The sequence below is a fragment of the Mycobacterium colombiense genome, from assembly GCF_003284935.1.
In the GTDB taxonomy this organism is placed as follows: Bacteria; Actinomycetota; Actinomycetes; order Mycobacteriales; family Mycobacteriaceae; genus Mycobacterium; species Mycobacterium arosiense_A.
The window spans coordinates 124,673-147,689 of sequence record NZ_QMEV01000003.1 but is presented as its reverse complement, the minus strand read 5'-3'; the positions used below and the strand labels follow the sequence as shown (position 1 = coordinate 147,689).

The following is a 23,017-nucleotide window of genomic DNA, read 5'->3' as shown; positions in this document are numbered from 1 at the left end:
GACGCGGCGTCACCCGCCCAGGTTGCGCACCGCCGTGTCGAGTTCCTCTGCCTGCTCGGCCAACTCGCGGTCGGACAGCTCTGCGTGCCCGACTCGCTGTACCAGCTCCTGGCGCGTCGCAACCTGCAGGGCGCCCCGGTATTCGTCCGAGTTCAGCTCCGCCGGCGTGACGACCGCGGCACGCCCCTCGATCACCACCAGCGCCGTGTCCCCGTCCTGGCTGGCGAGCAATCGGCGGACGTCGTCTGCACCGATGGTCACGAGCCGCCCCGTCCGGTTCGTCGTTGCAGCTCTTCGATCAGGCTGGAGGCCTGCGCCTTGGTGAGACTGTCGGGAACCTGTTCGCCCGCTTCTTGCGCCAGCGTGTTCAAGTAGCTGCGCTGCGGACCGGTCATGGGCTCATCGCCGGTCACCCACTGCGACTGGTCCTTTTCCGGATTCTCCTGTGGCGCCTGCGCGGCATCGTCGGCCATGCACTTGGCTATGCCCGCTAGCGGACCAACGTAATCGCGAGCCGCTGCAAACGGTTTCCGCACGCTAGCCGGCCGCCCCGGTCATCTTCATCACCAGCAGCACCGCCACCGCGATGAACGCGACGACGAAGAAAACACGGCGACCACGGTCAGCACGAAACTGGGAGTGAAGCGGCGGGTGTTCGGCGGCTGTGGTGCGGACACCCCCGAGGTCTGGGGCGCGGCCGGGGGAGTGGCGCCCGGCGCGCTGCCCCCTCCGGGCTCCAGCCCGGGAATCTGCGTCGGGTCAGGATCGGGCGGTTGCGCAGTCATGATCGACTCCGGCCCTTTCGTCGCGGGCGGCGTGAGGGACATTCGGTCGCATCGCCACCCGAATGCCCCACCGACAGTTGGTCGGGGTCGCACCACGATTGCGCGACCCGTTCGACGGGGCAGGCGATGGTGACCGGTCGCGCCCTGGCCATCGGGGATGGCAGGTGATCACCGTGTTGACCGCGCCCAGCACTTCGTTTTTGGCTGGCTGTAGATAGCTCACCGCGTGCTCCCTCCGTCGGGGCATGGCGGTACCCGCCCACGAGCCATCCAAACCGAGCGCGCAGCCGCCAGTTGCCGGCGCCGATTGGCGCCATGGGCGGTGTCAGCGCGCGCCGGCCCACAGGGCGGGCGGGGATCGTTCGAAAGGCCTGTCGCTCAACAGGTCCCGGGGTGGGCGCCTGACTGCGGCCTCAGATCTCCGAGTTCGGGGTGGGACTTTGCGCGGACTCCCATTTGGCCTCGAGCGATCTCGTCACCCTGGTGCCGGCGGGCAGGTCGAGCTGAAAGGTCTCACCGCGGTCGGTCTCGAACGTGAGGAGATATCCCGCGTCGCTGGCGTCTTTGAAGACGACTTTGTAGGGCTGTTCACCCGAACCGCGGTCCACGGCGATGATGTCGCCAGGGGTGACGTCGTCGATCAGGTCGTTGCCGGACACTTTGGACATAAGGTCGACGTTAGCCGAACCGGCGCGGCGCGCGCCCATGGCCCGGTAGGCCTCGGCGACCCGCTCGAGGGGGCCATTTCGTTCGTTTTATGCCCGATACCGGGCCCGCCCGGGGCGAAAACTGCGGTGGTGCTTGGTGATTCATCACGAATCGCGCGGCCGACCCCGGTCGTCGACGCGTGACCCGCGACACGCCAATGTTTGAGCGGCTCAGTCCGTGGAATCACACACCTGGCACGGACGAACGTTCCTGGCCACCCTCAAGGAGTATTTCGATGAGTGAGCACAACAAGGCCGACGAAGCGCGCAGGGGCCTGATCGACTCGATCAAAGGCAAGGCAAAAGAGGTCGTCGGCGCTGTTACGGGCAACGAATCGCTGACCGCCGAGGGGCAACTCGAGCAGACCCAGGCGCACGCACGCAAGGAAGCGAACGCGACGGAGGCGGTGGCCGAAGCCCAGGTCAAGCAGGCGCAAGAGGATGCGGCCGAAGCCAGGATCGAAGGCGCCCAGCAACGCCTGGCGGCCAACGCCCAGGCCGTGGCCGCCGAGAATTCGATCGAGGCCCAGGAGGCCGCGCAGAAGCGGGCGGCCGACCGCGCGGCGCTTCAGCAGGCCACCGCCGCAAAGACCCAGGCCGAGGTGGACGCGCAGCGCGACATTCAACGAGCCAGGGCCGAAGAGCGGGCGGAGATCCGCGAAGCGTCCGAAGGCATCATCGACGCCGTCGCCGAACACCAGACCTCGGTCCAGGTGGCCCGCAACGACCAGTCGGAAGCCGAGCGACTGCGACGCCATGCCCAGAACGTGACCGACGAAGCCGACCTGCCCTGACGGCGGGGCCTCACACAGGAGAAGTTGATGAAAATTTCCGAAGTCCCGTTGGCAGTTCTGCGGTTTCACTACCAACTCGCCCGGTTCCCGCTGCAGTTGATCGAGGATCGTGTGGTCAACCGGATCCCGACCGAAGCACCCGCCCGACTGCTCTATGAGCGCTCACTGGGCATGCTCGACAGCACCGTGGGCAACGCGCTCGGCGACCCGACGATCGTCGAACGGGGCGCCGCCCTGGTCGATCGCAGCGACGCGCTGGGACGGGCCGCTCAACTGGACGCCAGGGCTGCGGCCCGGAAGGAACAGGCCGACGCGAAGCTCAAGGACGCCCGCGACGAGGCGGTCCGCGAGCGCGAGGAGGCGCAGGACGCCACCAAACAGGAGGTCAAAGAGGCGCGCATCGACGCCGAGCGGCGCAAACGCGAAGCGGCGCAGTCGGCGCAGCAGCAGAGCGCCGCGGCCAAGCAGCGCGCCGACGAGGCGGCCGCCAAGCGCAAGCAGGGGGTCGAGTCAGCCAAGCGCCAGGTGGAAAACCGGACTCAGGCCGCCGAGAAGGCCGCGGCCAAGGTCGACGAAGCCGAGGACAAGCTCGGCGAAGCGGCCGGCAAGCGGGCCGAGGCGGATCGTGTGGCCGAGCTGGCGGCCGCCGAGAAGCGGCAACGGCAAGAGGAGCGGGCCAACGACTGAGGCGCCTCAGGTCTGCGGCGAAGCCTGGTTGATCCTGTTGGCCGCGAACGTGGCGGCCTGGGCGGTCATCCCGGCGTCGATGTAGGAGACATGGGCCATGATGTTGCCGCCGCCGGAGCAGATCGGGTCGTCGGGCGCGCACAGGCTGGTGACCTTGGCGCCGTACGCCGGATTGATCGTCGGTAGCGGCTGACCGCCCCACAGCATGGTGGAGAACTGACTGGTCGGCTCGCCGAAGAGGGCGACGGCGGCAACGTGGTTCGCCGCCGACGGCGGCAGCGCGTTGGTGGCCAGGTCGATCACCGTCGAGCCCTGGGAATAGCCGCCGAGCACGATGCGGGAGTTCGGGCAGCTGGCGATGACGTCCTGGATGTGCGCGCTTGCGTCGTTGGCGCCGGCGTTGGCGCTGTTGTGGTAGTCGTCGTTGGCCGGGTAGTTGACCGCGTAGACGTCGACGGACTTACCGCCCAGCTGCGAGGTGAGCGAGTCGACGAAGGCCTGTCCGATGTTGCCCAGGCCGGGCTCCTGATGGGTGCCCCGGGCGAAAACCACCGAGACGTCCGAGCAGGGATCGGCGGCGGCGGTGGGGCCGCCGATGGGTGCACTCAGCAGCGCCCACACCATCAGAACCGGGATACCAACCAAGCGAGCAAGTCCGCGTGCACTCATGCCGAAATCCTGTCATATCGCCGGTTCCGGCGGTCCCGGCGGTTGGCGCTGGCGCGGCCGGGCGCCTTGGATCTGGCGAATAACCTTGCCGCCCAACGTCAATGGGCTACGAGCGGATGGCGCGGATGCGAATGGGTCCGGACCAGTCACCGTCGGGGTCGACGGCGTTGCCACGCTGGGTGATCTCCACCTCACCCGACCTGGCGAGCCGCCGGGTGGACTCGCGGGCGTCGTCCATCAACTCCCGCCAGTCGTCGCCGCCCAGCGCGCGGGCGGCGTCCGACGGGCAGATGCTGCTCCGGGGCCCGCGATGCTCGGTCAACGCGCGGATAGCCGCCTCCAGCCGGCGCCCGATCGGTCCGTCGCCGAGGGCGATCTCGGCGTGATCGGCGCCGCGGCCGCCACCGCCGAGCACCCGAACCAGTTCGTCACGCGACCGCTGACCCACCCCACCAGTCAAGGCCACGGCGCCGCCCATTCGCCACTACCCGGTCGAACCGGGCCCGGCCGGCTGCGCCACGCGTTCTGGCACCGCCCGCAGGCCTCAGCGGCCGCGCCACTGCGGTTTGCGCTTCTCCGCCCAGGCCCGCAGCCCCTCGGCGACGTCTTCGGTCGCACCGGCCACCTTGCGCATGGTCTCGCCGAACCGCACCGATTCGATCCAGCCCATGTCCGCGGTTCGCCACGCCACCTCCTTGGTCGCCCGCTGGGCCAGCGGCGCCGCCTCGGTGAGGGTGCGTGCCCACGCCTGGGCTTCGGCCTGCAGCTGGTCGGGCTCGACCAGCTTCCAGACCAGGCCGATCTCCTTGGCCCGCTCGGCACTCATGGGTTTTCCGGTCAACAACAACTCCATGGCGTTGGCCCAGCCCACCCGCTGGGGCAGCCGGATGGCCCCGACGATGGTGGGCACCCCGATCGACACCTCGGGAAAACAGAACGTGGCCTCGGTGCTGGCGATGACGAAGTCGCAGAACAACACCCCGGTCACCCCGTAGCCGATGCAGGGGCCGTGCACGGCGGCGATGGTCGGCTTGAACAATTCCATGCCGGATTCGAACGAGTTGATCGTCGGCTTCTCCCAGAAGGTGCCACCGAAGGTGCCGACCGAGCCCTCCCCGTCCTTGAGGTCGCCGCCGGCGCAGAAGACGCCGCCGTTGGCCGTCAGGATTCCGACCCAGGCGTCCAGGTCGTCGCGGAAGCGATCCCAGGCGGCGTTGAGGTCCTGGCGCAGCGCGCCGTTGATGGCGTTGCGCGCCTCGGGACGGTTCAGGGTGATCGTGGCAACGTGGTCGTGCTGCTCATAGGTGACCAGACTCATCACTGCAGACTATTGCGCCACGCCCGCGCCCTTGCCATGAGCCGGGGAACAATCCCTGGTCATGGCGTGCGCGGGCGGCGAAAGTCATGAAAAACGCCAAGGCGCCCAACGGTTTTCGAGGGCAACCGTTTGATGTCGTCGAAATGCACATGGACCCGCTCGAAGGCTTTGACCCGTTCGGCTTTGACCTTTTTGGTGTAGGTTCGCCGATCCGCCATCGTCAGATCCGCGTCGTCGCTGAATGCGCCGAGCAACGCGCGCGGGTAGAGCCGCTCCACCAAGACGACGTTGACCTCGGCGCACATCACCAGCGCCACCGACGCCAGGAACAGAAACGCCAATGCCCCCAACACCAGCGCGAACACGCTATTGGTGGCGCTGGCCCGTTTGACGGTGTGCGCGACGTAGCCGGCGCCGAACCACTGGAGCATCTGCCAAATGAACGCGGCGGCAAGGGCTCCGGGCCACACCTGCCTGTATGTCAGTGCGCGCGCGGTCGTGACGCGAAAGGCCACCAGGCAGATCATTGCGTTGATCGCCACGGCGGCCAGTGCAAGGCCGATCTTGCTGAACACGCCAAGCGCTCCGGTGGCGTGGCCCGCCGCGGCCAACACGGTGGCCGCGATGGCGGCCGAGCCGAGCAGCAACAGCAACAGCAGGCTGCGCAGCCGGGACAGAATCGGGTTGGGGCGCTTGTGTTTCGGCACCGCCCAGATCGTGTCCATCGCGTTCTGCAGGGCCTGCCCCACGCCCAGCCCGCCGTAGAGCGCGCCGAGCAGCCCGACGGCCACGCCCACCGCTCCGCCGCTGAGCCCCTGGGGGTGATGCAGCTCGTCGCCGAGCACCGGGAACTGGCTCAACGTGCTGTGCAGCACCTGTGCTTGGAGATCGGGTCTGCCGGCCAGCACCACCCCGAGGCCGGTGGTCAACAGCAGCAGCAGCGGAAACAGCGACACCAGCCCGTAATAGGTGATCAGGGCCGCGAGATAACCGCCCTGGTCGTCGTTGTATTTGTAGACGACAGCGACGATCACGCCGACGACGCGATTCCGTCGCTGCAGCCTGTCCAGCCAACCGACCATCGCCGATCACTTCCCCCGCAAGCCGGCATCTACGTTCGATGCACTCGGCACGTGATACCCGGATTCGGCTGCCGCCAACCCCGCCGGCCGCCCCGGCGCGTTGGGGTGACGGCCGTTCGGGTGCCTATTCTGTGCGGGGTGGCCGAACCGTCTGCAGCGCAGTTGCGCACTCAGCTCGACGGTGTGACGCTGCGTGACGCCGCGCGGTTCGGCCGGCGCCTGAGGAATCTGCACGGGGGCCCACCCGAGAAGCTGCGCCAGCTGGCCGACCAGATCGCGGCCGCGCATGCGGTCGTCGCGGCCCGTCAGGCCGCCGTGCCCGCGATCGCCTATCCCGACCTGCCGGTCAGCGAGCGGCGGCAGGAAATCGCCGAGGCGATCCGCGCGAATCAGGTGGTGGTGATCGCCGGGGAGACCGGGTCCGGGAAGACCACCCAGCTGCCCAAGATCTGCCTGGAGGCCGGCCGCGGCATCCGCGGGACCATCGGGCACACCCAGCCCCGCCGGCTGGCCGCGCGCACCGTCGCGCAGCGCATCGCCGACGAGCTGGACAGCCCGCTCGGCGACATCGTCGGCTACACGGTGCGGTTCACCGACCAGGTCAGCGACCGCACGCTGATCAAGCTGATGACCGACGGCATCCTGCTCGCCGAGATCCAGCGCGACCGTCGCCTGCTGCGCTACGACACCCTGATCCTCGACGAGGCCCACGAGCGCAGCCTCAACGTCGATTTCCTGCTCGGCTACCTGCGCGAGCTGCTGCCGCGCCGGCCCGACCTGAAGGTGATCGTCACCTCGGCGACCATCGAGCCGCAGCGGTTCGCGGACCACTTCAGCGGCGGCGTACCGATCATCGAGGTGTCGGGGCGGACGTATCCGGTCGAGGTGCGCTACCGACCGCTGGAGGTCGCCGTGCCCGCCGCGTCGGGCGACGATCCCGACGACCCCGACCACGAGATCGTGCGCACCGAGACCCGCGACGAGGTCGAGGCGATCGTCGACGCCATCGCCGAACTGGAGGCCGAGCCGCCGGGGGACATCCTCGTCTTCCTGTCGGGCGAACGCGAGATCCGGGACACCGCAGAGGCTTTGGGCGGTGCCCTCAAACACACCGAGGTGCTTCCGCTGTACGCCCGGCTGCCCACCGCCGAGCAGCAGAAGGTGTTCGCGCCCCATACCGGGCGCCGCGTCGTGCTGGCCACCAACGTCGCCGAAACGTCGTTGACCGTGCCGGGGATCCGCTACGTGATCGACCCGGGCAACGCCCGCATCTCGCGTTACAGCCGGCGCCTGAAGGTGCAGCGGCTGCCGATCGAACCCATCTCGCAGGCGTCCGCCGCCCAGCGCGCCGGCCGGTGCGGCCGCGTCGCGCCCGGGGTGTGTATCCGGCTCTACGCCGAACAGGACTTCGCGGCCCGGCCGCGCTACACCGACCCCGAGATACTGCGGACCAATCTCGCCGCCGTGCTGTTGCAGATGGCGGCGCTGCAGCTCGGCGACATCGAGAAGTTCCCCTTCCTCGATCCGCCGGACCGCCGCAGCGTGCGCGACGGAGTGCAGCTGCTGCAGGAACTGGGCGCGTTCGACCAGCACGGCGCGATCACCGACCTCGGCCGCCGCCTCGCGCGGCTGCCCGTCGACCCGCGGCTGGGCCGAATGATCCTGCAGGCCCAAACCGAGGGATGCGTGCCCGAAATGCTGGTGCTGGCCGCGGCGTTGACCATCCCCGACCCGCGGGAACGGCCGAGCGACCGCGAGGAGGCGGCCCGCCAAAAGCATGCCCGTTTCGCCGACGAGCACTCCGATTTCATGTCCTACCTCAACCTGTGGCGCTATCTGCGCGAGCAGCGGAAGTCGTTATCGGGCAATGCATTCCGGCGGATGTGCCGTTCGGAGTTTTTGCACTACCTGCGCATCCGGGAGTGGCAGGACCTGGTCGGGCAGCTGCGCAGCATCGCCCGCGACCTGGGCATCGTCGAGGACCCGTCCGATGCGCCGGCCGATCCGGCCCGGGTGCACGCGGCGCTGCTCGCCGGGCTGCTGTCGCATGTGGGAATGCGCCGCGAAGACACCCGCGAGTATCTGGGCGCGCGCAACTCGCATTTCGTGCTGGCGCCCGGCTCGGCGCTCACCAAGCGGCCCCCGCGCTGGGTCGTCGTGGCGGAGCTGGTCGAGACCAGCCGGCTGTACGGGCGCACCGCCGCCCGCATCCAGCCCGAAGTCGTGGAGCGGGTCGCCGGCGACCTGGCGCAGCGCGCCTACAGCGAACCGCACTGGGACGCCCAGCGCGGCGAGGTGATGGCCTACGAGCGGGTGACGCTGTACGGGCTGCCCCTCGTCGCGCGCCGCCGCGTCGGATACGCACGCATCGAGCCCGCGGTGGCGCGCGAACTGTTCATCCGCCACGCGCTGGTCGAGGGCGACTGGCACACCCGTCATCGCTTCTTCGGTGACAACGCGCGACTGCGCACCGAGCTCGAAGACCTGGAAGAGCGGGCACGCCGCCGCGACCTGCTGGTGGGCGACGACGAGATCTACGCGCTCTACGACGCCCGCATCCCCGCCGATGTCGTCTCGGCGCGAAACTTCGACGCCTGGTGGAAAAAGCAGCGCCACAAGACGCCGGACCTGCTCACCTTCACCCGCGCCGACCTGCTGCGCACGCACGAGACGGCGGACGCCGATCGCCCCACCACGTGGCGGACGGGCGACGTCGCGCTGCCGTTGACCTACCGCTTCGATCCTGGCGCCGCCGACGACGGGGTCACCGTGCACGTGCCGATCGACGTGCTGGCGCGCCTGGGCGGCGACGAGTTCGCCTGGCAGGTGCCGGCGCTGCGCGAGGAGCTGGTGACCGCGCTCATCCGCTCACTGCCGAAAGACTTGCGCCGCAACTTCGTTCCCGCCCCCGACACCGCCCGCGCGGTGCTGGCGGCAATCGACCCGGGCGGGGAACCGTTGCTGCCGGCGCTGCAACGCGAGTTACGCCGTCGCACCGGGGTGCTGGTCCCCGTCGACGCCTTCGACCTGGACAAGCTGCCGTCGCATCTGCGGGTGACGTTCGCGGTCGAGTCCGGTGACGGCGGCGAGCTGGCGCGCGGCAAGGATCTGCGGGCACTGCAAGAGCGGCTCACGACGCCGGCCCGGCAGGCCGTCACCCGTGCGGTCGCGGGTGATCTGGAGCGAACCGGGTTGCGCGGCTGGCCCGAGGACCTCGACGAACTGCCGCGGGTCGTGGAACGCACGGTCGCTGGGCGCACCGTGCGGGGATTTCCCGCATTCGTCGACGCGGACGGCGGCGTGAGCCTGCGGGTGTTCGCCACGTCGTCCGAACAGGAGCAGGCGATGCGACCCGGCATCCGGCGATTGGTGCGCCTCAGCGTCGCGTCCCCGGCCAAAGCGATTGCGCGTCAACTTGATCCGCGCACCCGGTTGGTTCTCGGCACCAATCCGGACGGCGACCTGTCCGCACTCCTGGACGACTGCGCCGACGCCGCGGCCGACGTGCTCGTGCCGGCGCCGGTATGGACTCGCGCGGAGTTCACCGAGCTGCAGCAGCGGGCGGCAAAGTCTTTGTCGCCGACCACCGTCGACGTTGTGGGACGGGTCGAGAAGGTGCTGGCCGCCGCTCAGGACGTGCAACTGCTGGTGCCCGCGAATCCGCCGGCCGCGCAGGCCGATGCGGTCGCCGACATCCGCGCGCAGCTGGGTCGGCTGTTGCCGGCGGGATTCGTCACCAGCACCGGGGCCGCGCACCTCGCCGACCTCACCCGCTACCTGATCGCGATCCGCCGCCGCCTCGAGAGCCTGGCCCGTGCGGTCCAGGCCGATCGGGAGCGCATGCAGCGGGTGCACGCCGTGCAGGACGCCTACGCCGAGCTGTTGCGTGCGCTGCCCCAGGAGGCCAGCACGGCCCCCGACGTTCGCGATGTCTCCCGCCAGATCGAGGAACTCAGGGTGAGCCTGTGGGCCCAGCAACTCGGCACGCCCCGCCCGGTCAGCGAGCAGCGGATCTACCGCGCGATCGATGCCCTGCGCGACCGCTGGTGATGGATGTTCCCCGCCACTTTCAACCTATAGCGCACCCGGGGGCTTGCCGCAAGGCCCGGGTGGTGTTGCAAAATCGCTGTCCTCAACCGGAATTCAGGCGAATCGGGGTGGCGAAGTGGGTGTTTCGAGATCAGCGGAGAGCTCGCGCGGCGGCATGGAGCACGCGGTGCTCATTGCCGGCGGCGGGCCGACGGGGCTGATGCTGGCGGGCGAACTGGGCTTGGCGGGGATCGACGCCGCCATCGTCGAGCGGCGCACCAACCAGGACCTGGTGGGGACGCGGGCCGGCGGCCTGCACGCCCGCACCATCGAGGTTCTCGATCAGCGTGGCATCGCCGATCGGTTTCTGTCGCGGGGCCAGGTGGCGCAGGTCGCCGGCTTCTCCCAGATCCGGCTGGACATCAGTAACTTTCCCACCCGGCATCCCTACGGACTCGCGCTGTGGCAGAACGAGATCGAACGCATCCTGGCGGACTGGGTCGACGAACTCGGCGTGCCGATCTATCGCGGTCAAGAGGTCGCGACCGTCGCGCAGGACGGCGATGGCGTGGACCTCGGGCTGGACGATGGCCGGGTGCTGCGGGCCCAGTATGTCGTGGGGTGCGACGGCGGACGCAGCGTCGTCCGCAAAGCCGCCGACATCGATTTTCCGGGCTGGGAGGCGACGACGAGCTATCTGCTCGCCGAGGCCGAATTGGATTCGGGGGCCGGGCAATCCCCGCAGTGGGGCATCCATCACGACGCGCTCGGTGTCCATGCCCTCTCGGTTGCCGAGGAGGGGGGACCGGTTCGGATCATGGTCACCGAGCGGCGCCTCGGGCCGCCCACCGAACCCACGCTGCGCGAGTTGAGCGAGGCCCTGGTCGCCGTGTACGGCACCGACTACGGGATCCACAGTCCCGCATGGATTTCCCGGTTCACCGACGCGGCGCGCCAGGCCGCCAGCTACCGGCGCGGGCGGGTTCTGCTGGCCGGCGATGCCGCACATATCCATCACCCGGTGGGCGGGCAGGGCCTGAACACCGGGGTGCAGGATGCGGTGAATCTGGGCTGGAAGCTGGGCCAGGTGGTCGACAAGACATCGCCCGACAGCCTGCTGGACAGCTATCACGCCGAACGGCATCCCGTCGCTCGCCGCGTGCTGCGCAATGCGCTGGCGCAGATGGCGCTCCTTCGCCCCGACGAACGCACCCAGGCGCTGCGCGACACCGTGACCGAGCTTCTCGAGATGGACGAACCCCGCGCCCGCTTCGCAGCGATGATGTCGGGCCTGGACATCCGGTACGACCTGGGGGAGGGGCACCCCCTGGTGGGGCGACGCATGCCCGACCTGGATCTGCTCACCGCCGACGGTTCGTCGCGCGTCTTCGACCTCCTGCGAGATGCCCGCCCGGTGCTGCTCAATTTCGGGGAGGCCGGCCGCATCGACATCGCATCCTGGGCGCACCGGGTGCGACTCGTCGACGCGAAACATGTTGGTACATGGCAGCTTCCGGCGCTGGGCGCGGTGAGCGCACCGACTGCGGCGTTGATCCGGCCGGACGGACACGTCGCCTGGGTCGGCGCCGGAGCCGACGCGGCGCTGCGCGAGGCCCTCGGCACCTGGTTCGGACCGCCCGTCGCAACGTGAGGGCGGTACGCGCGCCGAAAAAGGTGACTTGTGCCGCCCGGCGCAGGGTGTAACGTGCGTGTTCGCTGTTCAAGAGCAGGAAGCACGCACCGTGGATATCGCAACCGAGCAACCGCCGGCGGCGCCGGAGGATTGGGCCGAGGCCCAACCCTTGCTCAGGCCGGTGTTGCGACCGCAGAGCTACGTGAATTACTTGGTCAACGCCGGCGGTCAGCCGTGGGTGCGCCCGGTGTTTCCCTTCATCAACGAGATGGTCGTGGTCGACCTGCCCACCGTGCGGGCCATGGTGACACCGGCGGAGACTTCAGCGTGGGGCATCACCGGCGATGAGGCCTTCGCGGTGGCCAGGGAGAACCTGTCGGCGCGTCAACAGACCTTCGCCCCGGGCGAGAAGTTCCTGTTGAAGGATGCCGACGGCGGCACCTATATCGAATCGATGATCCTGGCCACCGGCTGGCTGGGCTCGCTGGCGGTGGCCGGCGGCCCCCGTCCGCTGGTGTTCTTCCCCGGCGACGGCGTCTTGCTGCTGGGCACCGACGCACCCGACGACGCCGCGAACCTCTTCGAGGTCGCCGAGCAGATGTACCTCGATGCCGAACAGCCCATCTCGCCACAGGGCTACACGATCGAGGGCACCGTCATCGCGCCGTTCGACCAGGCCGGCCCGCATCCCCTGCGCGAGCTGGCGCTACGGGCCCGAACCTTGTTGGCCACACAGGAATACCGCCATCAAACCGAATTCTTGCGGGAGCACTATGAGCGCGAATTGTTCCCGCAATACGTCGGCGAAGCGCAGGTGATCGAGACGGCCTGGGGCCGGCGCACCACCGTGGCGTGGGGGCAGGGGATCCCGTGGGAGCTGCCGCAAACCGACTACGTGACCTTTTTGGTCGGCGATCCGTCCAACGTTTCCGACAAGTTCACCGTGCCATTCGCCACCGTCGTCGATGCGGTGGGCATCCTGCCCGTGGCGGGAATCAGCCCGGTCCGCTACCGGGCCAACGAATGGCCCACGCCCGAGCTGCTGGCGACGCTGAAGGCGCACGCCGTCGACTTCCCGAGCGAATGAGGGTGCTCGTCTGAGCCAGGCCAGCGACCGCTCAGTCCGGCGGCTCGTTGGTGGCACCTCGAACAGCCGCCTGTTCCCGGTCGCTGCGGTTTCCGGGAACGCCTTCGGCTTCGCTTTCCTCGGTGACCTTCTCCTCGAGCTGATCGACGATGTTCTCCAGCTCCTGCGCGCGGCTCAGCGGGTCTTTGTCCGGTTTGGTCATATCGCTTTCCAATGGCGTGGGTGGGGACGGGACCCGGCGCCGGGAACCCGCCGCTATTCAATACCCGATCGAGCGGTTGTTAACCAGAACCGGCCGGCCGCGAGACAGACGAGACACAGCGCCGCGACGGTGGAAGTATCGCAAGAGTGGCTACCGAGAAACCTCAGACCATCGCTTACCCCGCCGACGCGCGCCCGCATCGCCGCCACGCCGATTCGCTCGACCCACACGTCATCGTCCTTTTCGGGGCGACCGGCGATCTGGCCAAACGAAAACTGATCCCCGGTCTGGCCTATCTGGACCAGTCGGAATTGGCGCCCAATATCCAGATCGTCGCCACGTCGCTGGAGGACCTGAGCCAGGAGGAATTCCGCGAGCTCGCGAAGGAGGCGATCGATTCCTTCGGCACCCACAAGCTCTCGGACGAACAGTGGGCCAACTTCGCCAGCATCGTCAGCTACGTCCCACAGGGCGCCGGACCCGAGGGGCTGGCCGAGGCGGTGGCCCAGGCCGAGGAGAATCTGGGTCCCAACGTTCGACGCCTGCACTACCTGTCGGTTCCGCCCAAGGCGGCGCGGGCCGTGATCACGATGCTGCGCGACGCCAAGCTGGTCGAGCGTTCGCGGGTGGTGATGGAGAAACCGTTCGGCACCGATCTGGCCAGCGCGGTGGCGCTGAACGACTTCGTGCACGAAACCTTCGAGGAATCACAGATTTTCCGCATCGACCACTTCCTGGGCAAGGAAGCCGCGCAGAACATCCTGGCGTTCCGCTTCGCCAACGGTCTCTTCGAGCCGATCTGGAACCGCAATTTCATCGACCACATTCAGATCGACATTCCCGAGGCCCTGGGACTGGATCAGCGGGCGAATTTCTACGAAGAGACCGGGGCCTATAAGGACATGGTGGTAACCCATCTGTTCCAGGTGATGGCGTTCGTGGTGATGGAGCCGCCGACCGCGCTCGAACCGTTCGCCATCAGCGAAGAGAAGAACAAGGTCTTTCGGTCGATGCTGCCGGTCAAGCCGTCCAACGTTGTTCGGGGTCAGTACAACGGATATCGCGACGAGGACGGGGTGGCAAAGGATTCCGACACCGAGACCTTTATCGCCCTCAAGGTCGGCATCGACAACTGGCGATGGGCCGGGGTGCCCATCTACCTGCGCACCGGCAAGAAGATGGCCGAGGGGATCCGCATCATCTCGATCGCGTTCAAAGAGGCTCCGCGGACCATGTTTCCGCCCGGGTCCGGGGTGGGCACGCAGGGGCCCGATCACCTCACATTCGACCTCGCCGACAACTCGAAGGTCTCGTTGTCGTTCTACGGCAAGCGACCCGGCCCGGGCATGAAGCTGGACAAGCTGTCCATGCAGTTTTCCTCGCAGGAGATCGACACCGTCGTGGACGTCCTCGAGGCCTACGAACGCCTGATCCTGGACGCGATGCGGGGCGACCACACGCTGTTCAACACCGCTGAGGGCATCGAATCATTGTGGGAGCGTTCCGAAGATCTGCTCACCGATCCGCCCCCCGCCAAGATGTATCAGCCAGGCACGTGGGGCCCCAACGCTATTCACCAACTCATCGCGCCCAACGCATGGCGGCTGCCGTTCGAGCGGGGGTGGCGCGAAGCCAAGTCCTAACGGAACCGCTCGCCCGCCGAAAATGTTAAGGCTCAGGTCAATTCGGCGCTGAGGTAACTGATCGAGTGACGGAATTGCTTGAGGATTTCGTTGTCCGGTAGCACGAATCCGTAGTCCGCATAGACCTCTTCGGTGGGGCGGCGGGTGACGTTCCAGCCGGTGTCGGCCAGGTGCTCGGCCGCCGGCCGTCGCTCGCCGAGCCAGACGAGCTCGGCGACGTCGATGTCGAGCCCGTGCTGACGCCAGGTGTTGCGCATCGCCCGGGCGCGTTCGTCGGTGAACACGCTCATGTCGGTGATGTTCTCGGTGGCCAGCCGGCTGCCCGGCGCGCTGAGCGCGGTGATGTTGTCCAACAGCCGGTCCTGGGCGTCCGGCGGCAGGTAGGGCAGCAGGCCCTCGGCGATCCAGGCGGTGGGGGAGCCGGCGTCAAAACCGCTGTCGCGCAATGCCGTCGGCCAATCTTCGCGAAGGTCGATGGCGACGGTCCGCCGTTCCGCGGTCGGTTCGGCACCGAGCCGGGTCAGCGTGTCGGTCTTGAAGGCGATCACCTGCGGCTGGTCGACCTCGAAAACCACGGTGCCCGACGGCCATGCCAACCGATAGGCCCGCGCGTCGAGCCCGGCGGCCAAGATGACGGCCTGCCGTATCCCGGCGGCGGTGGCGGCGCCGAAGAAGTCGTCGAAAAACCTCGTCCGCACCGTCATCTGTTCGCGCCGCTGTTGCAGCGTCATCGGCATGTCGTCGCTTTCCAGCGGGATGTCGTTGTCCAGCATGCGGATGAAGAAGGGGTGACCGACCGCCCGCACCAACGGCTCGGCGAATCGGTCATCCAACAATGGGTCTGGCTCGCGGGACGCCAGCGCCCGGGAGGCCGCCACCATCGTCGCGGTCGCCCCCACGCTGGAGGCCAGGTCCCAGCTGTCGCCCTCGCTACGCGCCGAACCAAATGATGACATTCGCTTTCCCCTTCCGGGATCCACTAGACGCGTCGCCCAATTCGCCTGCCTGGCCGCACACCACCGGCGACCGCACCACCGGTACCGAAGGGTACTTTCTGCCTATGCCGAGCGCACCCCGCACCCACCGCGCAGGCCCGTGACTCCCGTCCCGCTCCTCGACCACAGGAAGTGAACCGCTTTCATGGCACCCACCCTGCGCCCGCGCCGATCCGCCCTGTACCTGCCCGGCAACAAGCCACGCGCGCTGGAAAAGGGTAAGACGCTGCCGGCGGACGTGCTGATCTTCGACCTCGAGGACGCCGTGGGTCCCGACGCGAAGGCCGATTCGAGGACGACGGTGTGCGACGCGATCTCGTCGGAGAGCTACCGCCCCCGCGAGGTCGTGGTGCGCATCAACGGCCTGGACACCGACTGGCACGACGATGACCTGGCGGCCGTGGCCCGATCGAGCGCCGACGGCGTGCTGGTGCCGAAAGTCGAGACGGGCCAACAGGTTCAAGCGCTGGCCGACGCGCTGGACGCCTTGGGAGCGCCGAAGTCGTTGCAGCTGTGGGTGATGATCGAAACGCCCCGGGCCTTTCTGCGGTCCGAGGAGGTCGCGTCGGCCAGCGATCGCCTGGCCGGTTTGGTGGTGGGCACCAACGACCTGGTCAATGAGCTGCACGGCCTGCACGTCCCCGGGCGCGCGCCCGCCGTACCCGCCCTCGGCTTGGCATTGTTGGGAGCACGGGCGGCCGGAAAGGTCATCTTGGACGGTGTGTTCAACGACATCACCGACGCGGGCGCATTCCGGGCCGAGGCCCAGCAGGGCCGCGAGATGGGCTTCGACGGTAAGACGCTGATCCACCCGTCGCAGATCGCCCCCGCCAACGAGCTGTTCGGGCCGTCGCACAAAGACGTGGAGGACGCCCGCAAGATCGTCTCGGCCTACGAGGAGGCCCAGGCGGCCGGCACCAGCGTCATCACCGTCGACGGCCGCATGATCGAGAGCCTGCATGTGCGTGACGCCCAGCGCATCCTCACCCTCGCCGATCTGATCTCCGAGATGGAATCCGCTTCCTAGGGCCGGCGGCCCGCGACGGGCGTTCGATGCCGCTCACACGGTAGGTTGAACGCGTCCGGAGGCGACTCGAGAGGAGAAAACGTGGGCCAGACCGCGGCCATGGCCGAGGCCGACCGCACCTGGATGATCGACACCCTGCTGGCGCTGCTGCAGACCCCGAGCCCGTCGGGACGCACGGACGCGGTGATGCAGGTGATCGGCGACATCTTCGACCACTTCGGGGTGCCATTCACGCTGACCCGGCGCGGGGCGCTGACCGCCGAACTGCCGGGTGAGTCCGCCACCATCGACCGGGCCCTGGTGGTTCACTCCGACACCATCGGCTGCATGGTTCGCGACCTGAAGGACAACGGCCGCCTCCAACTGGTTCCGGTGGGCACGTTTTCGGCGCGGTTCGCCGCGGGCGCCCGGGTGCGCATCTTCATCGACGACCCCGAGGAATTCATCACCGGCACGGTCATGCCGCTGAAGGCCAGCGGGCATGCGTTCGGCGACGAGATCGACACGCAACCCACGAACTGGGAGCACGCCGAGGTCCGCATCGACCGCAAGGTGTCCTCGCGAGAGGACCTGGTTCGGCTCGGCCTGCAGGTCGGCGATTTCGTGGCGTTGATCACCAGCCCCGAGCTCACCGCCGACGGTTTCATCGTGTCGCGCCACCTGGACGGCAAGGCGGGTGTCGCGATCGCGCTCGCGCTGGCCAAGAACTTCTCCGAGAACAAGGTGGTGCTGCCGCACCGCACCACCATCATGGTCACCATCACCGAGGAGGTCGGCCACGGGGCCAGCCACGGCCTGCCCGCCGATGTCGCCGAGCTGGTTTCGGTGGACAACGCGGTGTGCGCGCCGGGCCAGCATTCCCTCGAGGACGGTGTGACGATCCCGATGGCCGACATGCACGGCCCGTTCGACTACCACCTGACCCGCAAACTCTGCCGGCTCGCCCACGAGCATGGAATCCCGTTCGCCCGCGACATTTTTCGCTACTACCGCTCCGACGCCGCGGCGGCCATCGAGGCCGGGGCCAACACCCGCGCGGCGCTCGTCGGCTTCGGCCTCGACGGCAGTCATGGCTGGGAGCGCACGCACATCGATTCGCTGGAAGCCGCCTACAACCTCCTGCACTGCTGGCTGCAGACACCGTTGACGTTCGCCAAATGGGACGCCAAGCCGACGGGCGCTCTGCGCGACTTCCCGTCGTCGGAGCAGCCCGCGCCCAGCGAGCGGTGGGTGCCGCTGGCCCGCGGCGATTTCGAAAGCCCCGGCGAAGCGTCGCCCGGAACGGTCTGGCCACCCTCGGAAGGCCCCCAGGCCTGATGCCGCTACATCTGGGCCCAGACGATCTTCGTCTGTAGGTAGGCCTCGACGCCGGCCTTGCCGGACTCGTGGCCCCAGCCGGACTGCTTGTAGCCGCCGAACGGCATCGAGTGGTCGTAGGGGAACGCGCAGTTGAGCCCGACGGTTCCGGCCGCCAGGCGCTTGGCCAGCCGATGGGAGCGGCCCAGGTCTTTGGTCCACACCGTGGCGGCCAGCCCGTAGGTGCTATTGTTGGCCAACGCGACGGCCTCGTCCTCGTCATCGAAGGGCAGGATCGTGACGACCGGCCCGAAGATCTCTTCCTGGAACAGCCGGCTGGTGTCGGGATCGACGTTGGTGACGACCGTCGGGTGCACGAAGTACCCCTTCCGATCGAGCCGGTGGCCGCCGGTGACGATCTCCGCGCCATCGGACCTGCCCTGCTCCAGGTAACCGAGCACACGGTCGAGTTGCTTCTGGCTGATCAGCGGCCCGCTCATGGTGCCCTCTTCCTTCGGGCCGCCCATCTTCATGGCATTCGCGACCATCGCCATACCCTCGACGACCTGGTCGTACACGCCACGCTGCACCAAAATGCGCGAACCACACACGCAGGCCTGCCCCGAGTGCACGAACGTGCCGAACGCCGACATGGGGATGGCCTTCTTCAGTTTCGCGTCATCGAAGATCAGCACCGGTGACTTGCCGCCGAGTTCGAGGGTGACCTTGTTGAGGTTGCTGTCGGCCGCGGCGTGCACGATCGCGCGGCCCACCTCCGTCGAGCCCGTGAAGGCGACCTTCTCCACGTCGGGGTGCGCGGTGATCGCCGCGCCGACCGTGTGCCCGTAACCGTTGACCAGGTTCGCGACCCCGTCGGGCACCCCGGCCTCGGCCAGCAGGCGCATCAGCACGTGTGCCGAAAGGGGCGTCTCCTCAGCGGGTTTCACCACGCTGTTACAGCCGGCCGCCAGCGAGGGCGCGAGCTTGGCGCAGAAGTTGAACACCGGCCCGTTCCACGGGAAGATCAGTCCGACCACGCCGTAGGGCTCGCGCACCGTATAGGTGTGCATGTGCGAGTCGACGCCGGTCAGTCCGCCGGTGTTCACGTCGCGCGCAATCCCGTCGATCTTGGTACACCAGCCCGCGTAGTAGCGGAACCACTCGGCGCCGATCTTCACCTGCATCTGCGCTTGAGCGGGATACATTCCGGCATTGAGCATTTCGAGCTCGGCGAGCAACTCGGCGTTGTCGTCGATCAGGTCGGCGACGCGCCACAAGATCTTCGCCCGCTCGTAGTCCGGCTTTCCGGACCAGATCCCCGACTCGGCGCTGGCCTTCGCGCGCGCGACCGCCTCGTTGACGGCTTCGGTGCCGCAGTCGGTGAACTCGGTGATCTGTTCCTCGGTGGAGGGATCGAAGACCGGGATCACGTCACCGGTACCCGGGCGTTCTCGGACCTCGTCCAACACGGATTGCACCGTCATTGCGTCTCCTCAGTGAATGCGGCAGAAGTTACGCGCTTAACCCCTTGCTGTCTACGACATCCGGCACAAGGAGCGTCCACGCGCCGCGGCGCCTAACGGCCGCGGGGGATCCGATCGGCGCGCCAGCACCGAGACTGCATGGGGACGTCTATCGTCTCCGCGCCGGGGAAACGCTCGGTCAAGATGGCTCGGGCGTTGTCGAGCCGCTGCGCGCGGTCGTCTGGAGAGCCGATGATCACCCGGCTGTAGGTGGCCAGCATCGCGACGACGTCGTCGACGGTCATCGTCCGCGCGAATTCGAACGTCTCCCGGGCGATGTTGTGGAAGATCTGCGGGTCCGGCAGCACGACGTTCTCGTGGCGCCGGCGGAACCGGTCGGGCGCATCCAATTCGGATGAGTCGTCCTTGGGCAGCACCTCGAGGTCGCGGACCCAGTCGACGTCACGGTCCCGACTGGTCCAGATCAGCCCGAACCGCCCGCCGTCGCGCAGTACCCGGCCGATCTCCGGGACGGCCCGGTCGGGATCCATCCAGTGCCATGCGGAGGAGACGAAGACCGCGTCGGCGCAGCGGTCCGGGAGGGGAATGGCCTCACCGGTGCCCGCCATGGCGCGAACCTCGGGGGACCGTTCGGCCAGCACCGCCCGCATCCGCGCATCGGGCTCGACGGCGACGACGTGCGACGCCCGGCCGACGAGCGTGCGGGTGAACAGTCCGGTGCCCGCACCGACGTCGACGGCCATCTCGCAGTCGGCCGGCAGCAGCCAGTCCACCGCTTGCCGCGGGGGCTGCGGCCGCAGCCCGTCGTAGTCCTGCGCGATCGACCCGAAGGACATCGCGCGTTCTTGGCGATCAGTCACACGCGACAAGGTAATCCAGCTCGCTGTGCAAGCCATGAGAAGTTGTGCCGCCTCACCACAGCGCGCTGTGATTGACGAGTGCGTCCGCGATGAGCCCGGTTCCGAAAACCAGGAACAACAGGCGCACCGACATCGGGCCGTAGCGGGTCAGGGCACGCACGATCGCCCGCTGAATGCGCTTGGCCCGCATGGTTCTTCTCATCGAGAGGGCAAGGATCAGCAGCGGCGGCGACAGCGCGATGGCCCAGTAGAGGAGGATGATCAACGGCCAGAGCGGCGGGCGCGGGTGTAGCGCCGCGAGCATCGCCAAGCCGGTGAGATAGGGCACGGCGGTCGGAGCTTGGCCACTGCCCACCGCCAGCCCCAGAAACCCGAGCAGCCAGGGTCGTTGGCGCATCGCCGCCAGCGCCCAGCCGGGCGCCGACGACTGCGCGGTCAATGGAAAGTAAGCCAAACAGATCAGCGCGATCCCCAGCAGCAGTTCGCCCCGGAAGCGAATCGCCGGTGTCAGGTGAAAGTCGAGGACCTCGGTGATGAAGCCGATGCCCAGCACCGTGCACACGCCGAAGGTGGTCGTCACCGCGAACACGCCCGCGACGTAACTCAGGGCGCCGGGAACCGGAGACCGACGCCCCAGCCGGCTGTCGAAGATGACGGCCGAGACCACTCCCACGTTGAGCACGTTGAGCGAGTCGAGAAACGCGAGTCCGGCAAGCGCCAGTGCCAAAGCCACCACGCGTCAGCACCGGGCCTAGCGTGCGGATTTACGGGCCGCCCACAGCGGGCTGCGCACTGACCACGGCGAGAGGACCAAGGCGGCGATCATGCTGCAGACAATACGAGTTCGGGTGAAAGCGTGCGGGGTGAGGCTTGCGGTTCGCACCGGTGATCACGTGCTCGCCGCGCGGGACGCGGGGGGGCGACGGCGTCGGCGCACGTCATCCACGGCATCATCGAGGCGTCGGTGGGGCGCGTAGTCGCGGCCACGGTTGAACGGCACATCATGGAGGGGTGGCAGCCATGACCACGCTTACCGCGCGGGATCGACGCGAATACCTCGCCGGGGCTTGGACGTTGGAGTCCTACCAAAGCTCCGAGGTGGACGGCTCCAACATGCGCGCGGACCGTGCCCCGTTCGTCCTGGGCGACCTTCACGTCGATGACGACGAATTGGCCACGGCGGCAAGGGGTTATCTGGCCTACGCGGGCCGCACCGACTCGAGGAGAGAGCCGAATGGGATTGCTCGACCATAGGATCGCCGTCATCACCGGCGCCAACTCCGGGATCGGGTTGGCCACCGCCGAGCGGTTTCTCGCCGAAGGCGCCGCACGGGTGTTCATCACCGGCCGGCGCCAGCCCGAACTCGACGCTGCGGCACGCACATTGGGCCCTCGCGTGAGCGCGGTGCGCGGCGACGTCGGAACGCCGGAGGATCTCGATCGGCTCTACGCCGAGGTCGCGGCCGCCGGTAAGGGACTCGACATCGTGATGGCCAACGCCGGATCGACCCGGGTGGCGCGGCTGGGGGAGATCACCGACGACGACCTCGACGCGCTGCTGACCACCAACGTCAAGGGAGTCGTCTACACCGTGCAAAAGGCGCTGCCGCTGCTCAACGACGGCGCGTCGATCATTCTGACCGGGTCCACCACCGCCGACCGCGGCCGCCCCGGGCTGAGCATCTACGCCGCCACCAAGGCCGCCGTGCGATCCCTGGCCCGCGCCTGGGCCAACGAACTCGCCGACCGCAACATCCGGGTCAACGTCATCGTGGCCGGGTCCACAGCCACCCCCGGAAGCAACGCGCTGGCCGCGCAGACCGATCCCGACGCCTCGATCGAGGAGTTCCGCGCCGGGCGCATCGCCACCATCCCGCTGGGCCGCTTCGCCGACCCGACCGAGATCGCCAATGCCGCAGTGTTTTTGGCCAGCGATCTGTCCAGCTTCACCACCGGATCCACCGTCACCGCCGACGGCGGATTCAACCAGGTCTGACCCGTTCGCCGGGTCAATACCCGGATGGCACCCGCCGGCCTATGGCGGGGGTTCGGCTCGGGTGTGATTCAGCGGCGACGCCTCGGCGCGCTGTCGGACAGTTCATCGAATAGGGCCTGGTTCAGGCCGAACGCGTATTTCACCTCACCGACTATGCGATCGATGTCGCCCGCGTCGGGACGCAGCGCGTCGAGGCGAGCCCGATAGGCGTCCTTATACGGTTTGGGCCGCACCGGGAATTCATAGAATGCCAGTCCGGCGCCGCGGAGATTGAAGGTGCGATCCAGGATTTTGCCGATGCCCCGGCCTCCGGAGAGGTCCCCGAGACAGCGTGTGTAGTGGTGGGCCACCAGCGCGCCACCCCACGTGAGCGTGCCCAACCGCTCGGCGTAGGCCGCCGCCGCGGGGGAGTCGACGTCGCGTGCGGCGCCCGGGGCCAGCCAGTGATCGAGGTCGGCGTCGATAGCGCTCAGGCGCTCCAGCGCGGGGTCGTACACGGCGGCCACCATGGCATCGTCGCGACGGGCTCGCACGGCGTCCTCCAGGGCGGCGTACACGACACGCAACCGAAGCAGGTACTCGGAATAGCCCGATGCGCCGATCCGGCCGGCCAGCAGTTCGGTCATGAACGGGCTCTGCTCGGCGGCGTCGTGTTCGGCCGCCGAGCCCTGCTTCATCGCGACCGACGGACGGCGACTGGTGGGGACGGCGACCGAGCACATG

The 23,017-nt window shown here is 68.3% G+C and carries 24 protein-coding genes; 10 read left to right on the top strand and 14 right to left on the bottom strand.

What is annotated here, in order from left to right; genetic code table 11:
* Positions 1-9: 9 nt before the first annotated feature.
* From DQP57_RS02735 to DQP57_RS02725, 4 genes are all read right to left on the bottom strand, one after another.
* On the bottom strand, positions 10-261 hold the full coding sequence (locus DQP57_RS02735; RefSeq protein WP_112631475.1) for a hypothetical protein: 252 nt from the start codon (positions 259-261) through the stop codon (positions 10-12).
* The gene (locus tag DQP57_RS02730) at positions 258-473 is read right to left on the bottom strand and encodes a DUF3072 domain-containing protein (RefSeq protein WP_112631473.1); all 216 of its coding nucleotides are present in this window, start codon (positions 471-473) and stop codon (positions 258-260) included. Before DQP57_RS02730 ends, DQP57_RS02735 begins: the two co-directional genes overlap by 4 nt.
* A 90-nt stretch (positions 474-563) precedes the next feature.
* Positions 564-785 carry a DUF6480 family protein gene (locus DQP57_RS26775; RefSeq protein ID WP_165821730.1) on the bottom strand — a complete coding sequence of 74 codons (222 nt, stop codon included), beginning with the start codon at positions 783-785 and terminating at the stop codon, positions 564-566.
* Between the two features lie 413 nt (positions 786-1,198).
* A complete protein-coding gene (locus tag DQP57_RS02725; RefSeq protein ID WP_112631471.1) occupies positions 1,199-1,453 on the bottom strand; it encodes a hypothetical protein in 255 nt (84 codons plus the stop codon).
* 275 nt (positions 1,454-1,728) lie between these two features.
* Here DQP57_RS02725 and DQP57_RS02720 point away from each other — a divergent pair, with 275 nt between their 5' ends.
* Both DQP57_RS02720 and DQP57_RS02715 read left to right on the top strand, forming a co-directional pair.
* Positions 1,729-2,286 carry a CsbD family protein gene (locus DQP57_RS02720; RefSeq protein WP_112631469.1) on the top strand — a complete coding sequence of 186 codons (558 nt, stop codon included), beginning with the start codon at positions 1,729-1,731 and terminating at the stop codon, positions 2,284-2,286.
* A gap of 27 nt (positions 2,287-2,313) precedes the next feature.
* Positions 2,314-2,973, top strand: a complete 660-nt coding sequence (locus tag DQP57_RS02715) for an IF2 family translation initiation factor (RefSeq protein WP_112631467.1) — start codon at positions 2,314-2,316, stop codon at positions 2,971-2,973.
* A gap of 6 nt (positions 2,974-2,979) precedes the next feature.
* Here the strand turns inward: DQP57_RS02715 and DQP57_RS02710 are convergent, their stop codons facing one another.
* The 4 genes from DQP57_RS02710 to DQP57_RS02695 all read right to left on the bottom strand — a co-directional run bounded on the left by DQP57_RS02710 (position 2,980) and on the right by DQP57_RS02695 (position 6,042).
* Positions 2,980-3,642 (bottom strand): cutinase family protein, encoded by a 663-nt coding sequence (locus DQP57_RS02710; RefSeq protein WP_165821738.1) that lies wholly within the window; start codon positions 3,640-3,642, stop codon positions 2,980-2,982.
* Between the two features lie 106 nt (positions 3,643-3,748).
* The gene (locus DQP57_RS02705) at positions 3,749-4,108 is read right to left on the bottom strand and encodes a DUF3253 domain-containing protein (RefSeq protein WP_240631654.1); all 360 of its coding nucleotides are present in this window, start codon (positions 4,106-4,108) and stop codon (positions 3,749-3,751) included.
* Positions 4,109-4,186: 78 nt separating this feature from the next.
* On the bottom strand, positions 4,187-4,960 hold the full coding sequence (locus tag DQP57_RS02700) for an enoyl-CoA hydratase/isomerase family protein (RefSeq protein WP_112631463.1): 774 nt from the start codon (positions 4,958-4,960) through the stop codon (positions 4,187-4,189).
* Between the two features lie 59 nt (positions 4,961-5,019).
* Positions 5,020-6,042: a YihY/virulence factor BrkB family protein gene (locus tag DQP57_RS02695; RefSeq protein ID WP_112631461.1), complete on the bottom strand. Its 1,023-nt coding sequence runs from the start codon at positions 6,040-6,042 to the stop codon at positions 5,020-5,022.
* A 138-nt stretch (positions 6,043-6,180) separates the two neighbouring features.
* Between DQP57_RS02695 and hrpA the strand changes: the two genes are divergently transcribed.
* From hrpA to DQP57_RS02680, 3 genes are all read left to right on the top strand, one after another.
* Entirely contained in the window at positions 6,181-10,092 is a 3,912-nt protein-coding gene (hrpA, locus tag DQP57_RS02690; protein ID WP_112631459.1) for an ATP-dependent RNA helicase HrpA, read from the top strand.
* A 154-nt stretch (positions 10,093-10,246) separates the two neighbouring features.
* Positions 10,247-11,722 carry an FAD-dependent monooxygenase gene (locus DQP57_RS02685; RefSeq protein WP_112631457.1) on the top strand — a complete coding sequence of 492 codons (1,476 nt, stop codon included), beginning with the start codon at positions 10,247-10,249 and terminating at the stop codon, positions 11,720-11,722.
* Between the two features lie 91 nt (positions 11,723-11,813).
* Positions 11,814-12,791, top strand: coding sequence for a hypothetical protein (locus DQP57_RS02680; protein ID WP_112631455.1), 978 nt, complete (start codon positions 11,814-11,816; stop codon positions 12,789-12,791).
* Positions 12,792-12,822: 31 nt separating this feature from the next.
* Here the strand turns inward: DQP57_RS02680 and DQP57_RS26770 are convergent, their stop codons facing one another.
* Positions 12,823-13,005: a hypothetical protein gene (locus tag DQP57_RS26770; RefSeq protein ID WP_197497982.1), complete on the bottom strand. Its 183-nt coding sequence runs from the start codon at positions 13,003-13,005 to the stop codon at positions 12,823-12,825.
* 134 nt (positions 13,006-13,139) lie between these two features.
* On the opposite strand from DQP57_RS26770, the gene zwf reads away from it, so the two are divergent.
* The gene (gene zwf / locus DQP57_RS02675) at positions 13,140-14,636 is read left to right on the top strand and encodes a glucose-6-phosphate dehydrogenase (RefSeq protein WP_112631453.1); all 1,497 of its coding nucleotides are present in this window, start codon (positions 13,140-13,142) and stop codon (positions 14,634-14,636) included.
* 32 nt (positions 14,637-14,668) lie between these two features.
* Here the strand turns inward: zwf and DQP57_RS02670 are convergent, their stop codons facing one another.
* Positions 14,669-15,592, bottom strand: a complete 924-nt coding sequence (locus tag DQP57_RS02670) for a class I SAM-dependent methyltransferase (protein ID WP_112631451.1) — start codon at positions 15,590-15,592, stop codon at positions 14,669-14,671.
* Between the two features lie 184 nt (positions 15,593-15,776).
* Here DQP57_RS02670 and DQP57_RS02665 point away from each other — a divergent pair, with 184 nt between their 5' ends.
* A complete protein-coding gene (locus DQP57_RS02665; protein ID WP_112631449.1) occupies positions 15,777-16,658 on the top strand; it encodes an HpcH/HpaI aldolase/citrate lyase family protein in 882 nt (293 codons plus the stop codon).
* A gap of 81 nt (positions 16,659-16,739) precedes the next feature.
* Positions 16,740-17,975 (top strand): osmoprotectant NAGGN system M42 family peptidase, encoded by a 1,236-nt coding sequence (locus tag DQP57_RS02660; RefSeq protein WP_112631447.1) that lies wholly within the window; start codon positions 16,740-16,742, stop codon positions 17,973-17,975.
* A 5-nt stretch (positions 17,976-17,980) separates the two neighbouring features.
* Here DQP57_RS02660 and DQP57_RS02655 read toward each other — a convergent pair whose 3' ends face one another.
* From DQP57_RS02655 to DQP57_RS02645, 3 genes are all read right to left on the bottom strand, one after another.
* Positions 17,981-19,438: an aldehyde dehydrogenase family protein gene (locus tag DQP57_RS02655; RefSeq protein ID WP_112631445.1), complete on the bottom strand. Its 1,458-nt coding sequence runs from the start codon at positions 19,436-19,438 to the stop codon at positions 17,981-17,983.
* Positions 19,439-19,530: 92 nt separating this feature from the next.
* Positions 19,531-20,298, bottom strand: a complete 768-nt coding sequence (locus DQP57_RS02650; RefSeq protein WP_112631444.1) for a class I SAM-dependent methyltransferase — start codon at positions 20,296-20,298, stop codon at positions 19,531-19,533.
* Positions 20,299-20,350: 52 nt separating this feature from the next.
* The gene (locus tag DQP57_RS02645) at positions 20,351-21,034 is read right to left on the bottom strand and encodes a GAP family protein (RefSeq protein ID WP_112631442.1); all 684 of its coding nucleotides are present in this window, start codon (positions 21,032-21,034) and stop codon (positions 20,351-20,353) included.
* A 284-nt stretch (positions 21,035-21,318) separates the two neighbouring features.
* On the opposite strand from DQP57_RS02645, the gene DQP57_RS02640 reads away from it, so the two are divergent.
* Positions 21,319-21,552, top strand: coding sequence for a hypothetical protein (locus DQP57_RS02640; RefSeq protein WP_205869011.1), 234 nt, complete (start codon positions 21,319-21,321; stop codon positions 21,550-21,552).
* Positions 21,533-22,294, top strand: coding sequence for an SDR family NAD(P)-dependent oxidoreductase (locus tag DQP57_RS02635; RefSeq protein ID WP_112631440.1), 762 nt, complete (start codon positions 21,533-21,535; stop codon positions 22,292-22,294). Before DQP57_RS02640 ends, DQP57_RS02635 begins: the two co-directional genes overlap by 20 nt.
* A gap of 68 nt (positions 22,295-22,362) precedes the next feature.
* On the opposite strand, the gene DQP57_RS02630 is transcribed toward DQP57_RS02635, so the two are convergent.
* Positions 22,363-23,016: a heme oxygenase (biliverdin-producing) gene (locus DQP57_RS02630; RefSeq protein ID WP_112631438.1), complete on the bottom strand. Its 654-nt coding sequence runs from the start codon at positions 23,014-23,016 to the stop codon at positions 22,363-22,365.
* Position 23,017 lies beyond the last annotated feature (1 nt).